The organism is Novosphingobium sp. Sphag1I (genome assembly GCF_056279125.1).
In genome coordinates this window covers 78,019-91,873 of record NZ_JBWBQS010000010.1, presented here as the reverse complement: position 1 = coordinate 91,873, position 13,855 = coordinate 78,019, and the positions used below count along the sequence as shown (strand labels likewise).

General features: G+C 62.0%; 15 protein-coding genes, 2 tRNA genes and 1 pseudogene. 14 read left to right on the top strand and 4 right to left on the bottom strand.

Annotated elements, in window-relative coordinates:
- Nucleotides 1–3 precede the first annotated feature (3 nt).
- The 3 genes from ACZ9HU_RS13130 to aroA are packed head-to-tail and all read right to left on the bottom strand — an operon-like array spanning nt 4 to nt 2,218.
- Nucleotides 4–633, bottom strand: a complete 630-nt coding sequence (locus ACZ9HU_RS13130; protein ID WP_476105554.1) for a (d)CMP kinase — start codon at nt 631–633, stop codon at nt 4–6.
- The gene (locus tag ACZ9HU_RS13125; RefSeq protein ID WP_476105553.1) at nt 630–917 is read right to left on the bottom strand and encodes a CBU_0592 family membrane protein; all 288 of its coding nucleotides are present in this window, start codon (nt 915–917) and stop codon (nt 630–632) included. Before ACZ9HU_RS13125 ends, ACZ9HU_RS13130 begins: the two co-directional genes overlap by 4 nt.
- Nucleotides 914–2,218, bottom strand: a complete 1,305-nt coding sequence (gene aroA / locus ACZ9HU_RS13120; protein ID WP_476105718.1) for a 3-phosphoshikimate 1-carboxyvinyltransferase — start codon at nt 2,216–2,218, stop codon at nt 914–916. Before aroA ends, ACZ9HU_RS13125 begins: the two co-directional genes overlap by 4 nt.
- Nucleotides 2,219–2,457: 239 nt before the next feature.
- Here aroA and ACZ9HU_RS13115 point away from each other — a divergent pair, with 239 nt between their 5' ends.
- The 12 genes and pseudogenes from ACZ9HU_RS13115 (at nt 2,458) to ACZ9HU_RS13060 (ending at nt 11,605) form a co-directional block, all read left to right on the top strand.
- The gene (locus ACZ9HU_RS13115; protein WP_476105551.1) at nt 2,458–2,775 is read left to right on the top strand and encodes an FYDLN acid domain-containing protein; all 318 of its coding nucleotides are present in this window, start codon (nt 2,458–2,460) and stop codon (nt 2,773–2,775) included.
- A gap of 154 nt (nt 2,776–2,929) precedes the next feature.
- Nucleotides 2,930–3,005 (top strand) — tRNA-Ala (locus ACZ9HU_RS13110).
- A 24-nt stretch (nt 3,006–3,029) separates the two neighbouring features.
- A tRNA-Ala gene (locus ACZ9HU_RS13105) sits at nt 3,030–3,105 on the top strand.
- A 174-nt stretch (nt 3,106–3,279) separates the two neighbouring features.
- Nucleotides 3,280–4,743 (top strand): signal recognition particle protein, encoded by a 1,464-nt coding sequence (gene ffh / locus ACZ9HU_RS13100; RefSeq protein WP_476105550.1) that lies wholly within the window; start codon nt 3,280–3,282, stop codon nt 4,741–4,743.
- A gap of 27 nt (nt 4,744–4,770) precedes the next feature.
- Nucleotides 4,771–5,130, top strand: a pseudogene (rpsP, locus tag ACZ9HU_RS13095) (30S ribosomal protein S16); the annotation flags it as partial.
- A gap of 5 nt (nt 5,131–5,135) precedes the next feature.
- Nucleotides 5,136–5,639 (top strand): ribosome maturation factor RimM, encoded by a 504-nt coding sequence (rimM, locus tag ACZ9HU_RS13090; RefSeq protein ID WP_476105548.1) that lies wholly within the window; start codon nt 5,136–5,138, stop codon nt 5,637–5,639.
- A 9-nt stretch (nt 5,640–5,648) separates the two neighbouring features.
- On the top strand, nt 5,649–5,819 hold the full coding sequence (locus tag ACZ9HU_RS13085; RefSeq protein WP_476105546.1) for a hypothetical protein: 171 nt from the start codon (nt 5,649–5,651) through the stop codon (nt 5,817–5,819).
- Nucleotides 5,820–6,120: 301 nt separating this feature from the next.
- Complete coding sequence (locus tag ACZ9HU_RS13080; RefSeq protein WP_476105545.1) at nt 6,121–6,900, top strand: TIGR04222 domain-containing membrane protein; 780 nt, start codon at nt 6,121–6,123, stop codon at nt 6,898–6,900.
- Nucleotides 6,901–6,952: 52 nt separating this feature from the next.
- Nucleotides 6,953–7,702: a tRNA (guanosine(37)-N1)-methyltransferase TrmD gene (trmD, locus tag ACZ9HU_RS13075; protein WP_476105544.1), complete on the top strand. Its 750-nt coding sequence runs from the start codon at nt 6,953–6,955 to the stop codon at nt 7,700–7,702.
- On the top strand, nt 7,699–8,079 hold the full coding sequence (rplS, locus tag ACZ9HU_RS13070; protein ID WP_476105543.1) for a 50S ribosomal protein L19: 381 nt from the start codon (nt 7,699–7,701) through the stop codon (nt 8,077–8,079). Before trmD ends, rplS begins: the two co-directional genes overlap by 4 nt.
- Before the next feature lie 142 nt (nt 8,080–8,221).
- Complete coding sequence (locus ACZ9HU_RS13065; RefSeq protein WP_476105541.1) at nt 8,222–10,495, top strand: S9 family peptidase; 2,274 nt, start codon at nt 8,222–8,224, stop codon at nt 10,493–10,495.
- An 84-nt stretch (nt 10,496–10,579) separates the two neighbouring features.
- Entirely contained in the window at nt 10,580–11,605 is a 1,026-nt protein-coding gene (locus ACZ9HU_RS13060; protein ID WP_476105539.1) for an aspartate-semialdehyde dehydrogenase, read from the top strand.
- Between the two features lie 75 nt (nt 11,606–11,680).
- On the opposite strand, the gene ACZ9HU_RS13055 is transcribed toward ACZ9HU_RS13060, so the two are convergent.
- Complete coding sequence (locus tag ACZ9HU_RS13055) at nt 11,681–12,352, bottom strand: hypothetical protein (RefSeq protein ID WP_476105537.1); 672 nt, start codon at nt 12,350–12,352, stop codon at nt 11,681–11,683.
- 229 nt (nt 12,353–12,581) lie between these two features.
- Here ACZ9HU_RS13055 and ACZ9HU_RS13050 point away from each other — a divergent pair, with 229 nt between their 5' ends.
- Both ACZ9HU_RS13050 and ACZ9HU_RS13045 read left to right on the top strand, forming a co-directional pair.
- Nucleotides 12,582–12,881 (top strand): EF-hand domain-containing protein, encoded by a 300-nt coding sequence (locus tag ACZ9HU_RS13050; RefSeq protein ID WP_476105535.1) that lies wholly within the window; start codon nt 12,582–12,584, stop codon nt 12,879–12,881.
- A 182-nt stretch (nt 12,882–13,063) separates the two neighbouring features.
- A complete protein-coding gene (locus tag ACZ9HU_RS13045) occupies nt 13,064–13,846 on the top strand; it encodes an alpha/beta fold hydrolase (RefSeq protein WP_476105716.1) in 783 nt (260 codons plus the stop codon).
- Nucleotides 13,847–13,855 lie beyond the last annotated feature (9 nt).

Below are 13,855 nucleotides of genomic sequence, written 5' to 3'. Positions count from 1 at the left end.
CCATCAATCGTTAGGGCACCGCATTTGTTCGACCAGCGCGATGGCGGCGGCAATCGCCGCCTCGCGCCCAAGGTCGGATGTGTCGAGCGTGATCGCATCGTCCGCCGCGCGCAAAGGCGCCGCGCTGCGGTTGCGGTCACGTTCGTCGCGGGCCGCCAGATCGGCCTCGATTTCGTCAAGCGCGACGTCGCGGCCTTGCGATACCATTTCGGCATGGCGGCGCTGGGCGCGGGCGGCAACGCTGGCGATGACGAACAATTTGGCCTGCGCCTCGGGCGCGATGACGGTGCCGATGTCACGCCCGTCCAGAACCGCGCCGCCCGCCTGTGTGGCAAAGGCGCGTTGGCGTTCGTACAGTGCCTGACGCACGGGCGGGTGGACCGACACGCGTGAGGCAAGGCCGCCGCTGGCCTCGGACCGCAATTCGGGATCGTTCAGCAGGCTGTCGGCAAAGTTGCAAGCCGCCAAAGCATCGCCGGCATCATCAGGATTGCCGCCATTGAGCGCCACCTGACGCCCGACCGCGCGATAAAGCAGGCCGGTGTCGAGATGCGGCAGGCCGTAATGCGCGGCCAAAGCCTTGGCGATTGTGCCCTTGCCCGAAGCGGTGGGGCCATCGACGGCGATAATCATGCGTTTCCTTTTTTGCGGGCCATGATGGCGCGGACCAGACCGACAAAGGCAATGGCCGACCACAGGCTTTCCAACGCCAGCGAGGCCGGATTGGTTTCGACCAACAGCGAGATCACCAGCAAAAGCGCGCCCGCCAGATTGGCCCCATGTTGAATGAAGGGATTCGGCTCACGCGCCTTGCCGGTAAAGGCCGTGGTATAGGCATAGGCAAATACGCAAAGGCCCATGCCCGCAAAGCCGCAGGCATTGGCGACATCGGCGGGAATGCCGGAGACCAGACTCATCGTGCCACCAGATTGGCCAGCAGAGCTTCGAAATTGGGGAAGCTGGTGGCGATCGGGCTGGTGTCGTCGATGGCGACGCCATTCATGCTGTTGAGGCCCGCGATGGCCATGCTCATGGCGATGCGGTGGTCCAGATGCGTTGCGACATGATGCGCGCCCGATGTGCCGGGCAAGGGCGCGCCGCCCGTGCCGTCGATGATCATGCCGTCCTCGGTTTCCTGCACCCTTGCCCCGGCCAGTTCGAGGGCGATGCGCATCACGGTGATGCGGTCGCTTTCCTTGACGCGCAATTCTTCGAGGCCGCGGCAGATGGTGCGGCCCTGCGCCTGAGCGGCGGCGACGAAAAGGACGGGGAATTCATCGACCATGCTGGGCACGATGTCGGGATCAACCTCGATGCCTTGCAGAACGGAATGGCGTACGCGCAGGTCGGCCACAGGTTCGCCGCCCACTTCACGCGGATTTACTCCCTCGATTTGCCCGCCCATCTGGCGCAGCACGGTGACGATCCCGGCGCGGGTGGGGTTGAGGCCGACGTTTTCGATCAGAACATCGCTGTCCGGAACGGTGAGGGCCGCCACGATAAAGAAAGCTGCGGAGGAGGGGTCGCCGGGGACCACGATGGTCTGGCCCTTCAATTCGGCGGGGCCGTGGATCTGGATCGTGCGCGTGCCTTCGGCGTCAACCTCAACGGTCAGATTCGCGCCGAATCCGCGCAGCATCCGTTCGGAATGGTCGCGGGTGGGGACGGGTTCGATGACGGTGGTGATGCCCGGCGTATTCAGCCCCGCCAGCAGCACCGCCGATTTGACCTGAGCCGAGGCCATCGGTAGACGATAGGTGATCGGCACGGCGGGCGATGCGCCGCGCATGGTCAGCGGCAGGCGGCCTTCGGTAGAGGTGAAATCGGCGCCCATGGTGGAGAGCGGATCGATCACGCGGCCCATCGGGCGTTTGGACAGCGAGGCGTCACCGACAAAGGTCGCCGTGATGTCATGCGACGCGACAAGGCCCATCAGCAGACGGGTCGACGTCCCCGAATTGCCCATGTCGAGTGCGGTTTCCGGTTGCAGCAGCCCGCCAACGCCCACGCCATTGATGATCCATTCGCCATCCTCGGTCTTTTCGATTTTGGCGCCCATGGCGCGCATCGCGGCGGCGGTGGACATCACATCTTCACCCTCCAGCAGGCCGGTGACGCGCGTTTCGCCCAGAGCCAAAGCGCCCAGCATGATCGAGCGGTGGCTGATCGACTTGTCGCCGGGCACGCGGATCGTGCCGTTCAGGGCGCCTGCGGGCATGAAACGGCGGGGGCGGGGAGTGGCAGAGGCGCTCACAGACAGGATTCCTTGGTCAATAGATGCGAAAAAGGCTTGCGTCGCGGGCAGGCACCCGCCAGAAGCGCGCGGCTTTTGACAGCGCGAAGGCTCTATGGCAAGGCGCCAGAGCATGGCAGGGCCGGTCAAATGGCTCTTCGCGCCAGTTACGCATAGCAATGGATACGGCCCGCCGTTCTGGTGGGGCAGACATGAGGAATAGCATGGTCAAGCCAGAATGGGGCGCCAAGCATGGTTGCCCGAAGTGCGGCACCCGCTTTTACGATCTGGGCAAGGACGATCCCGTCACTTGCATCGAATGCGGCTATGCCTGGGTGCCGGAACCGGTGCTGAAGAGCAAGCAGCCGATTCCGTTCGAAGAGATCCAGAAGAAGGAGGCCGATGAAGTGGCCGACGTCGATCTGGCCGATGAAGATCTGGACATCGACGATGACGGCGATTCGCCGGACAATGACGTTGACCTGGGCGGCGATGACGACCTGGGCGTGTCGGGCCACGACGAGGAACCCGACGAGGTGTAAGTCCGTCGGGAACCTTGGTTGGGCATTTTTCAGAAAAATGAAATTTCTTGAAAAAAGTTCTTGCCAAGGTTCCGGGGTCGTCCTAGTGGGGCGGCCCGCCGACGAGGCGGAAGCGAAGCAAACCACCCAGGGGTGCCTAGCTTATTGAATGAATGGGGCCTTAGCTCAGCTGGGAGAGCGCCTGCATGGCATGCAGGAGGTCAGCGGTTCGATCCCGCTAGGCTCCACCATTCAAGCACATATCCCATTGGTTCGGGGCCTTAGCTCAGCTGGGAGAGCGCCTGCATGGCATGCAGGAGGTCAGCGGTTCGATCCCGCTAGGCTCCACCAAAGGGAAGTATCGCTTCTTCAAGCGCTACGCTGGCCGACGAGTTTTCGTCCGCCGGCGTTTTTCGCTTGATAGAGATTTTGATGCGCTGATCGGCGAGGTTTCGCCCATCGGCGTTTTTCGCGTGATGGTTTCGGCGTAATGCCGGGCCGGGCGCGCTTGGTAAGGGTTGGCTGATGTTCGACGCTCTGTCTGATCGCCTTGGCTCGGTCTTTGATCGGCTGAAGGGGCGCGGTGCGCTCAAGGAACAGGATGTGCGCGATGCGATGCGTGAAGTGCGCATTGCTCTGCTCGAAGCAGACGTGGCCCTGCCGGTTGTGCGCCGTTTCATCGACGAGGTTACCGAGAAGGCCGTTGGGCAAAATGTGCTCAAGTCGGTTACGCCGGGTCAACAGGTCGTCAAGATCGTCAATGATGCGCTGGTCGAGATGCTGGGCGGGCAGGATGTCCCCGGTCTTGATCTGAATGCGGCCCCGCCGGTCGTCATCATGATGGTCGGCCTTCAGGGTTCGGGTAAGACCACCAGCACGGCGAAACTCGGCAAGCTGCTGAAAGAAAAGCACGGCAAGAAGGTGTTGATGGCGTCGCTGGACGTCAACCGCCCCGCCGCGCAGGAGCAGTTGGCCGTTCTGGGTACGCAGGTGGGCGTTGCCACTCTGCCGATCGTTTCGGGCCAGATGCCGACGGCGATTGCCGAACGCGCGATCAATTCGGCCAAGCTTCAGGCTGTGGACGTGCTGCTGCTGGACACGGCGGGCCGTCTGCACGTCGATTCGGCCTTGATGGAGGAGATGAAGGCGGTTGCCGCTATCTCTCGTCCCAAGGAAACGCTGCTGGTTGTCGATTCGCTGACCGGTCAGGACGCGGTGAACGTTGCGCAGAGCTTTGCGGGTGAAGTCGATCTGACGGGTGTGATCCTCACCCGTATGGATGGTGACGCGCGCGGCGGTGCGGCGCTTTCGATGCGCGCGGTCACGGGCAAGCCGATCAAGTTTGCCGGTATGGGCGAAAAGCTCGACCAGATTGAAGTGTTCAATCCGGGCCGCGTGGCGGGCCGTATTCTGGGCATGGGCGATATCGTCAGCCTGGTGGAAAAGGCAGCCCAAGCGGTTGATGCCGAGGACGCCGAAAAGCTGGCCGAACGCATGGCCAAGGGTCAGTTCGACATGAACGACCTGCGCAGCCAACTCCGCCAGATGCAGAAAATGGGCGGCCTTGGCATGTTGGCCGGTATGCTGCCGGGCATGAAGAAGGCGCAGGCCGCCATGGCCAACAGCGGCATGAATGACCGCACGTTGCTGCGCATGGATGCGATCATCGGTTCGATGACCCCCAAAGAGCGCGCGCGCCCCGAATTGCTCAACGCCAAGCGCAAGATCCGCATCGCCAATGGTTCCGGCACGCAGGTGCAGGAAGTCAACAAGCTCCTGAAAATGCATCAGGAGATGGAAAAGGCGATGAAGCAGATCAAGAAAATGGGCGGGCTCAAGGGCCTCGCTGCCTTGTTCGGCAAGGGTGGTCTTGGCGGGATGGGCGGCGGAATGCCCGGCGGTATGGGCGGTCTTGGAGGCCCCGGCGGCAGTGGCCTTCCCGGTCTTGGTGCCGGGGCGCCGGACTTCACAAAGTTTCTGAAGAAATAATTTCGAATTTATTGGAAAGGTACGAAAATGTCGGTTTCTCTGCGTCTGTCGCGTGGCGGTTCTAAGAAGCGCCCTTACTACAAGATCGTTGTTGCCAATGCCACCGCGCCCCGCGACGGCAAGTTCCTGGAACAGGTTGGCACCTATAACCCGCTGCTCGCCAAGGACAGCGAAGACCGCGTGCGTCTGATCGAAGACCGCGTGAAGTACTGGCTGGGCGTTGGCGCACAGCCGACCGACCGCGTTGCCCGTCTGCTGGACAAGGCCGGTCTGAAGGAACGCGCCCCCACCAACAACCCGCAGCGCGCCGAACCCGGCAAGAAGGCCAAGGAACGCGCTGAAGACAAGGCCAAGAAGGCTGCTGAAGCTGCTGAAGCGGCTGCTGCTGAATAATGAGCGACCGGCCCGTGACTATGGCGGCGGTGGCCGCGGCCCATGGCATCACGGGCGAGGTTCGCCTCAAGCTGTTTGGTGAAGGCGTGGCGGCGCTCAAAAGCTACCGCGCCTTCAACGACGGCAAGCTGACGCTGAAATCGATCAAGGATGACGGCAAGGGTGGTGCGATTGCCCGCTTTGCCGAAGTCCCTGATCGAACGGCGGCGGAAAAATTGCGCGGGACGGCACTGACGGTCCTCCGCTCGGCCATGCCTCCTTTGGCGCCGGGTGAATATTATTACGCCGACCTGTTGGGGCTGGCGGCGCAATCGACCTCTGGCGACATGCTGGGCACGGTGGTTGCGGTCGAGAATTTCGGCGCGGGCGACATTCTGGAAATCGAAACCCCTGCTGGCGAAGATGGCAAGAGCCATCGTTTCATGGTGCCCATGCGCGCCGATGCCGTGCCCGAATGGGATGAAGTTCGGGTGCTGATCGAGGCTGCCTACGCACAGGGATGAGGATGCCGCATGACTGAGCGTGAGGCCGAAATTGTCGCCTTGGCTCAGGATATGTCGGGATTGCGCCGTGTTTGGCCGGATATGGCCATTACACAGGACATTGGCCTCTATGGCGATGACATCACCGAATTTGTGACCACCCTGGCCGAATATTACGGCGAATGGGTGTGGCTTCGTTGAGGATCACGAAGGGATTGGCTGCCTCGCGATCTTCGCGCTTCCATGGGTGATTATAAAATGGCTCTGCGGAGCCAAATTTGCCAGCCATCAGGGCAAGCACGAGTTGGAGCGTTTGGAAATCGCACATATCGCTGCGGTATTGGACAAGGGATTTTGGTTCGACCCTTGAGATTCGCGCCCTTGTCGGCTTTGCGTTCATCGCCAACATCGCACTTTGCAAACCTGTGATTGTACCGAGCCTGCAATAGGTGTTAATCATGAACGGGGGTCTTCGTCGCCGGATGGCAGATGAGGAGGGGGCATGCCCGGTTTTGACCCATTGCTTTTAAGCGGGCGGGATTTTTTGGCGCTATACGCTTTGCTCTTGGTCGGGGCGGTTGCCATGGGGTGGGTTTTGCCGCGCTGGCTGCGCCCCGATGGCAAGGTTCTGGTTTTGCAACATCCTTTTGAATTGGCCTGCCTTTCGGGCGGGCCGACGCGCTATGCCGAAACCTTGGTGGTGGGGTTGATGCAGGCGGGGCATCTGGCCGTGCGCGAGGACAGGAGTTTTGTTCCCCTCCACCCGGTTGCCGGGCAAAGCAGCGCGGAAGTGACGGTGCTGGGTCTGCCTCCGGGGACGGATTGGGACATGCTGATGTGCAGCCTGTGGAATGCGGCCAATTGGGTGGAATTGCGCCTGATTGCGCGGGGCATGTGGGTCAGCCGGGCCGAATGGTGGGAAATTCGCGGTTGGTCCTGCCTGCCTTATGGTTTGGTGCTGGTCTTTGGTGCGATTCGTTGGGAAGTGGGCCTGTTGCATCAACAGCCTGTGCCCTATCTTGGCTCTCTGTTGCTGGTGACGCTGTTGGCGGGGATTGTGCGTTGCGTGACCATCGACCGGCGCACATGCGCCGGGGCCAAGGTTCTGGAAGCTGCGCGCAAGGAGGCAGAGGATCTGCGCCATGATCGCAGGCTGAATCAGGCCAGCATGGCGGTTGCGCTGTTTGGCACATCGGTTCTGGCCGGAACGCCTTATGAAGCGCTCTATCGCCTGCGGTTAGGCCGTAAGCGGCCAGTAGCCACGGTCCTGTCCAGAGCTTGAGTTCTTGCGCTAGGCCCTTGCGGAGCGGCGGCGCAGGGGGCATGGGGGCGCCATGAGCTTTTCCGCCACTGTCCTGACGCTTTACCCTGAAATGTTTCCCGGCCCGCTGGGGATCAGCCTTGCCGGTCGCGCGCGCGAGGATGGCAAGTGGGATATTGACGCGGTGCAGATCCGCGACTTTGCGCAAGACAAGCATCGCACGGTGGATGATACGCCCGCAGGCGGCGGCGCGGGCATGGTGTTGAAAGTTGATGTTCTGGCTCGCGCCATCGATCATGCGCGCGACAATGGCCCGATGGGGCGCCCGGTGATCGCCATGACGCCGCGTGGACGTCCTTTGACGCAGGCACGTGTGCGCGAATTGGCGGCCGGGCCGGGGGTCATCGTACTTTGCGGGCGTTTTGAAGGGTTTGACGAAAGGATTTTCGCCGGGCGCGACGTCGAGGAAGTTTCAATCGGCGATATTATCCTTTCTGGCGGCGAACCGGCCGCTTTAATGCTCTTGGACTCTTGCATTCGGCTGCTTCCCGGCGTAATGGGCGCGGCCTCTAGTGGGGATGATGAGTCGTTCGAAAACGGATTGCTCGAATATCCGCACTATACCCGACCCAATGATTGGGAAGGGCGATTGATCCCTGAAGTGCTGCGATCGGGGGATCATGGAAAGATTGCGGCCTGGCGGAAACAACAGGCTGCAGACGATACTCGGTCACGCAGGCCCGACCTTTGGGAGCGCTACGGTGGTGCTTCGGGTCAGTCTGCCTCTGGCGCGCGGCGCAAAACGAAGGATTTGGGTCAATGAACCTGATTCAGCAGATCGAAGCCGAAGAAATCGCCAAGGCGCTTGCGGCTTCTGGCAAGGAAATTCCGGAATTCCGCGCTGGCGACACGCTGCGCGTCGGTGTGAAGGTTATCGAAGGCGAACGCACCCGCGTTCAGGCCTATGAAGGCGTGGTGATTGCCCGTTCGAACCGCGGCATCAACTCGAACTTCACCGTGCGCAAGATGTCGTTCGGCGAAGGCGTGGAACGCGTATTCCCGCTCTACTCGCCCAACATTGACTCGATTACCGTGGTTCGCCGTGGTGTCGTGCGTCGTGCAAAGCTGTACTATCTGCGCGGCCGCACCGGCAAACGCGCACGTATCGCCGAGCGCCGCGACACCCGCGCGGAAGGCTGAGCCGGAACAAAGGTTCCCCAGCCAACCAGCGGAACACCGTGACAAGGGCGCCTCGGCCAAGACAGCCGGGGCGCCCTTTTGCTTGCGCGCCTTATCCCCGCATGCCCTATTTCCCGCCATTCGACAGGTCTGCCTCCTTGCCATGCGCTTCCCCGTTCTTCTGTTTGCCCCGGCAATCCTGCTCGGTGGGACCATGCTTGCGCCCGTGCCTCTCGCCTTTGCGCAGGGGGCGGCCGTGAACGCCGCGCCTTCGGCCAGTCTCTCGTTTGAGCGGGTCTTTGCCAGCCCTTCGCTCAACGGCCCTGCGCCGCGCGGGGTGAAGCTGTCGCCGGATGGGCGTTACCTGACGCTGCTGCGCAATCGGGCCAATGACCGCGAACGCTATGACCTGTGGGGTTATGACCGCCAAAAGGGCGAGTGGCGGATGCTGGTCGATTCGGAAAAGTTGTCTTCGGGCCGCGCTTTGTCCGAAGCCGAAAAGATGCAGCGTGAGCGTCAGCGCATCGGCGATCTCAAGGGCATCGTTACCTATAGCTGGGCCGCCGATGGCAAGAGCGTGCTGGTGCCGCTTGATGGCGACCTTCTGCTGGCCGGGCTGGACGGTTCGGTGCGCAAGGTTGAAGGGGCAGGGGCCGACGCGCTCAACCCGCGGCTCAGCCCCAAGGGCGGCTTTGTTTCCTTTGTCCGCGACCGCCGTTTCTGGGTGGTGCCGGTCCAAGGCGGCGCGGCGCGCGGCCTGACCCCGGTGGAGGCCAGCCAGACCGTCCATTGGGGCGAGGCGGAGTTTGTCGCTCAGGAAGAAATGGCGCGCCTGACGGGAGCGTGGTGGGCGCCCGATGATGCCCATGTCGCCGTCCAGCGTTTTGACGAGGCCAAGGTGGGCGTCGTTACCCGCGCGGCCATCGGCGCCACCGGCACCAAGACCTTTGATCAACGCTATCCGGCGGCGGGTACGCCCAATGCCGAAGTGGCGCTCTATGTGGTCAGCCCGAACGGCGGCGTTGATAATCAGAAGGGGCCCGTCAAGGTTGATCTGGGGACGGACCCGGACATCTATCTGGCCCGCGTCGATTGGGCGCCCGATGGCAAGACGCTCTATGTCCAGCGCCAGAACCGGGCGCAGACCCGCCTTGACATGCTGCGGGTCGATCCGGCCACGGGCAAGTCGCAGGTGCTGTTCACCGAAACGGCGCGTGACAAGAGCTGGATCAACCTGACCGACAATTACCGTTTCCTGCGCGATGGCAGCCTGATCTGGTGGAGCGAGCGGGATGGTTTCGGCCATCTTTACCGCTTGATCGGAAGCAAGTGGCAGCAGTTGACGAAGGGGCGCTGGATGGTGACCTCGCTGGACGGCGTCGATGAAAAGGGCGGCAAGCTCTATTTCACCGGCACGAAGGACGATGTGCTGGCCCATCAGGTCTATTCGCTGGATTACAACCATCCGGGCGAGCCCAAGCGCTTGACCGATCCGGCCTATATGAACAGCGCCACCATGGACCGCAGCGGGCAAACGCTGGTCGTCACCCGCAGCGCCCAGAACCAGCCGGCCCAGACCTATCTGGCCGATGGCACCGGCAAGCGCATCGCGTGGGTTGAGGAGAACAAGGTCGATGGCGCGCATCCTTATGCGCCCTTCATGGCCGCCCACCGCGCGCCCACTTTCGGCACGATCAAGGCCAAGGATGGCACCGACCTCCATTGGAAGATGATCACGCCGGTGATGGAGCCGGGCAAGCGCTATCCGGTGTTCTTTGAACATTACGGCGGCCCCCATGTTCAGGTGGTCAACAAGGGCTGGGCCGGCGCTCTGGCGCAGGCAATTGTCGCCAAGGGCTATATCTATTTCGAAATCGACAACCGGGGCAGCGCCAACCGGGGCGTCGATTTCGAAAGCCAGATCTGGCAGGCGATGGGCACGGTCGAGGTCGATGACCAGATCGCCGGGGCCGATTACCTGAAGTCTCTGCCTTTCGTGGACGCGCAAAAGATCGCCACCTATGGCTGGTCCTATGGCGGCTATATGACGCTCAAGATGCTCGAAGCGCATCCCGGCATCTTTGCCGCGGGCATTTCGGGCGCGCCGGTGACGAAGTGGGAACTCTATGACACCCACTATACCGAGCGTTACATGGGCGATCCGAGGCTGGTAGCGGCGGCATACAAGGCCTCCAACGCGATTGATAAGTCTGATGCGATCCGTGATCCGCTGTTGCTGATCCACGGTCTGTCGGATGACAATGTGGTGTTTGAAAATTCCTCGGCGCTGATCGCCAAGATGCAGAACGAGGCGACGCCTTTTGAAATGATGCTGTACCCCGGCCATACCCACCGCGTGGGCGGGCCAAAGGTCAGCGTCCATTTGTGGAATACGATTTTCGCTTTCCTGGCACGGCATGGAGTGACGCCGCCGTAATATACTTAGGCCAGTTGTTGTAATGCGGCTTTGCGTCTCAGGTCGCGTGAAACAGGCCCCTTTGGGGCCGCAGGAGTGAATGACATGGGTTATCGGGTTGTCGTCGTTGGCGCCACGGGCAATGTGGGCCGCGAAATGCTCAACATCCTTGCCGAGCGCGAGTTTCCGATTGACGAACTGGCGGCGGTTGCTTCGCCCCGTTCGCAGGGGACCGAAATTGACTTTGGTGAAACCGGCAAGAAGCTGAAGGTTCAGAGCATTGAACACTTCGATTTCACCGGCTGGGACATCGCGCTGTTTTCGGCAGGCTCGGGCCCGACGAAGATCTATGCGCCCAAGGCGGCGGCGGCTGGTTGCGTCGTGATCGACAACTCGTCGCTCTATCGCATGGACCCGGACGTTCCGCTGATCGTGCCCGAAGTGAACCCGGACGCCATCGACGGCTATAAGGCGCGCAACATCATCGCCAACCCCAACTGCTCGACCGCGCAGATGGTGGTGGCTTTGAAGCCGCTGCACGACAAGGCCAAGATCAAGCGCGTCGTCGTCGCCACGTACCAGTCGGTGTCGGGCGCGGGCAAGGAAGGCATGGACGAGCTGTTCGAACAGAGCCGCGCGATCTTTGTCGGCGATCAGGCCGAACCCAAGAAGTTCACCAAGCAGATCGCGTTCAACGTGATCCCGCACATCGACGTTTTCCTTGATGATGGTTCCACCAAGGAAGAATGGAAGATGGTGGCCGAAACCAAGAAGATCCTGGACCCCAAGATCAAGCTGACGGCAACCTGCGTGCGCGTGCCGGTGTTCATCGGTCACTCCGAAGCGCTGAACATCGAATTTGAAGAAGAAATCAGCGCGGCCGAAGCTCAGGACATCCTGCGCGAAGCCCCCGGCGTGATGCTGGTCGACAAGCGCGAAAACGGCGGTTACGTGACCCCGGTTGAATGCGTTGGCGATTATGCCACCTTCATCAGCCGCGTGCGTGAAGACTCGACGGTCGACAACGGCCTGTCGCTGTGGTGCGTGTCGGACAACCTGCGCAAGGGCGCGGCTCTGAACGCGGTGCAGATCGCCGAACTGCTGGGCCGTCGTCACCTCAAGAAGGGCTGAACGGCGCGCCATTGATGGCAAATGAAAAGGGTGGGGCAGGCAAAACCTGTCCCACCCTTTTTGCATGTGCGGGGTTTAGTTAACGCGCTGCGTCACCGTGGTCGTCGTGGTGGCCACAGGGCCGGCCACGCGGGTCGTGGTGTTTGCGGGCTTCTTGACCACGCGGGTCCGCACGACCTTTTTGGCGGCCACACGACCGGTGTTCTGCGTCGTCACTGTCGTTTCAACAGCGGCATTTTGCTCCATCGCGGCCTGAGCGGTGGCGCGGGCGGCCAAGGCTTCCTGCTGGGCGGCCTGCGCGCTTTGCTCGGCGCTGGCGGCGCGTTCATTGGCGGCGGCTACCTGCTGGGCGGCGGCCTGCTGGGTTGCCTCGCTGGCCTGCGCCTGGGCGATGGCGGCATCGGTCTTGGCCGCTTCAACGCGGGCGGCGGTGCGGGCGGCTTTCAAGCGCTGCGCTTCGCCAAGGTTGGCGTCCGCGATCATTGATGCCTGATTGGCGGTCTCAATGGCTTCTTCCTTACGCCCGGCCGACAGGTCTTCGCGCGCATCGGCCAATGCCTGCTTGGCCTTGGCCTGATCCACGGCCAGCATCGTGTCGGCCCCGGCGGTATCGGCGGCGCTGATCTTGGCCTCGGCCACCGCAATGGCCTTCTTGGCGCGGTCTGCCTTGCCCTCGGCCATGGCGGGCGAGGACCACGCAACGGCCAGCATCGTGGCGGTCAAAAGCGTGTTGCGAATGGTGTTCATGATCTACTCCTCTCGAACTTGGTTCCTGTTCAAGGAAGAGTTGGGCACGCCGATGGTTCCAAATAGGCTGTTTCGGGGTGCCCTGTTCGCAAGCCGGAGAGCGGCCATGATGGCCCCCGCTAGGCGTAAAATCCCCGTAAAAACATGGGTAGAAGTGCGCATGTCTGACACTTGTCCAAAAAGCTAGTGCGCGCACCGCGGGGGTGGGGACGTTCGCATAGGAGGAGTTATGAAGATCCGTTTTGGCCTCGCCGTTGCCGTTCTGGCACTGGCCGGCGCCGTCCAGGCCCATGCCGCCGTCAATGCCGAAGGCGACGTGGCTTTGGCCGAAGTTTTGAACCATGTGCCGCGTGACGCCGATGGCAAGGTGAGCCGCGAGACTTTCGTGGCCTACATGGAAAATGCCTTTGACCGCGCCGACACCAACAAGAGCGGTCAGATCGATCCGTCCAAGATCAAGCGCGCCAAGACATGCCAGCGCATGTACGGCCCGCGCTATGTGCCCGGCGCTTCGCTGACGGGCTGCTGAACGGCGATCATCACAGGGCGGGTTGCGGCTGGCTTCCCGCCCTGTTTACTTTCGCGCCATCGGAGCGCCCTTCCTTGATCCATGAATATTTTCAGGCATCGGCTGGAACAAGCCGCTTGCCCCTTTGGCTTTTCCGCGCCTATCGCGAGCTTCTTGCCAACCCGCCCGAAGAGGATCTTGTCATGCCCGAAACCGTAACGACCAGCTATATCCGTGGTTGGGCCGGAACCCGCTTGGCGGTGCATCGCATGGCGCCGGTGTCGGGGGGGCATGGTCGCCCGTTGCTGTTGTTTCACGGGCTGTTTTCGTCGGCGGCGATCAATTGGGTCAAATATGGCCATGCCGAAAGGCTGGCTCAGGCCGGTTTTGACGTCATCATGCCCGACCTGCGCGCCCATGGCATGAGCGAGGCGCCCCATGACGCCACCGCCTATCCCGAAGATGTGCTGGTCACCGACGCGCTGATGCTGGTGCGCGAATTGGGGCTGGAGCCGGGAGAATTTGATCTGGGCGGCTTTTCGTTGGGGTCGCGCACATCGACCCGTGCCGTGCTGGCAGGGCTGGAGCCACGCCGCCTTATTTTGGCGGGCATGGGGCTGGAAGGTCTGGCGGGATGGGCACGGCGCAGCGCATTTTTCCTCGACGCGATTGCGCGTTACGGCACGATCAAACACGGCGACCCCGCCTATGTCGCACAGCAGTTCATGAAGGCGCAGAAGGTTGACTTGCGCGCCGCGGAACTGCTGCTGCAATCGGTCGATGACACGCCGCCGTCGGATCTGGCGCAGGTGATGATGCCCACGCTGGTCCTTTGCGGCGATGTCGATCAGGATAATGGCAGCGCCCCGCGTCTGGCACAGACCTTGCCCAATGCGCGCTATGCCGAAATTCCCGGCACGCATATGAGCAGCGTGACCCAAAAGGAACTGGGCCAGAAAATGGTCGAGTTTTTGAGCGAGGCGTAAGTCAAAAGG

What these genes read in the sequence shown, in the direction of transcription:
- ACZ9HU_RS13130 (WP_476105554.1), bottom strand. Translation starts at nt 633, where the DNA reads ATGATTATCGCCGTCGATGGCCCCACCGCTTCGGGCAAGGGCACAATC.
- ACZ9HU_RS13125 (WP_476105553.1), bottom strand. Translation starts at nt 917, where the DNA reads ATGAGTCTGGTCTCCGGCATTCCCGCCGATGTCGCCAATGCCTGCGGC.
- aroA (WP_476105718.1), bottom strand. Translation starts at nt 2,218, where the DNA reads ATGCCCGCAGGCGCCCTGAACGGCACGATCCGCGTGCCCGGCGACAAG.
- ACZ9HU_RS13115 (WP_476105551.1), top strand. Translation starts at nt 2,458, where the DNA reads ATGGTCAAGCCAGAATGGGGCGCCAAGCATGGTTGCCCGAAGTGCGGC.
- ffh (WP_476105550.1), top strand. Translation starts at nt 3,280, where the DNA reads ATGTTCGACGCTCTGTCTGATCGCCTTGGCTCGGTCTTTGATCGGCTG.
- rimM (WP_476105548.1), top strand. Translation starts at nt 5,136, where the DNA reads ATGAGCGACCGGCCCGTGACTATGGCGGCGGTGGCCGCGGCCCATGGC.
- ACZ9HU_RS13085 (WP_476105546.1), top strand. Translation starts at nt 5,649, where the DNA reads ATGACTGAGCGTGAGGCCGAAATTGTCGCCTTGGCTCAGGATATGTCG.
- ACZ9HU_RS13080 (WP_476105545.1), top strand. Translation starts at nt 6,121, where the DNA reads ATGCCCGGTTTTGACCCATTGCTTTTAAGCGGGCGGGATTTTTTGGCG.
- trmD (WP_476105544.1), top strand. Translation starts at nt 6,953, where the DNA reads ATGAGCTTTTCCGCCACTGTCCTGACGCTTTACCCTGAAATGTTTCCC.
- rplS (WP_476105543.1), top strand. Translation starts at nt 7,699, where the DNA reads ATGAACCTGATTCAGCAGATCGAAGCCGAAGAAATCGCCAAGGCGCTT.
- ACZ9HU_RS13065 (WP_476105541.1), top strand. Translation starts at nt 8,222, where the DNA reads ATGCGCTTCCCCGTTCTTCTGTTTGCCCCGGCAATCCTGCTCGGTGGG.
- ACZ9HU_RS13060 (WP_476105539.1), top strand. Translation starts at nt 10,580, where the DNA reads ATGGGTTATCGGGTTGTCGTCGTTGGCGCCACGGGCAATGTGGGCCGC.
- ACZ9HU_RS13055 (WP_476105537.1), bottom strand. Translation starts at nt 12,352, where the DNA reads ATGAACACCATTCGCAACACGCTTTTGACCGCCACGATGCTGGCCGTT.
- ACZ9HU_RS13050 (WP_476105535.1), top strand. Translation starts at nt 12,582, where the DNA reads ATGAAGATCCGTTTTGGCCTCGCCGTTGCCGTTCTGGCACTGGCCGGC.
- ACZ9HU_RS13045 (WP_476105716.1), top strand. Translation starts at nt 13,064, where the DNA reads ATGCCCGAAACCGTAACGACCAGCTATATCCGTGGTTGGGCCGGAACC.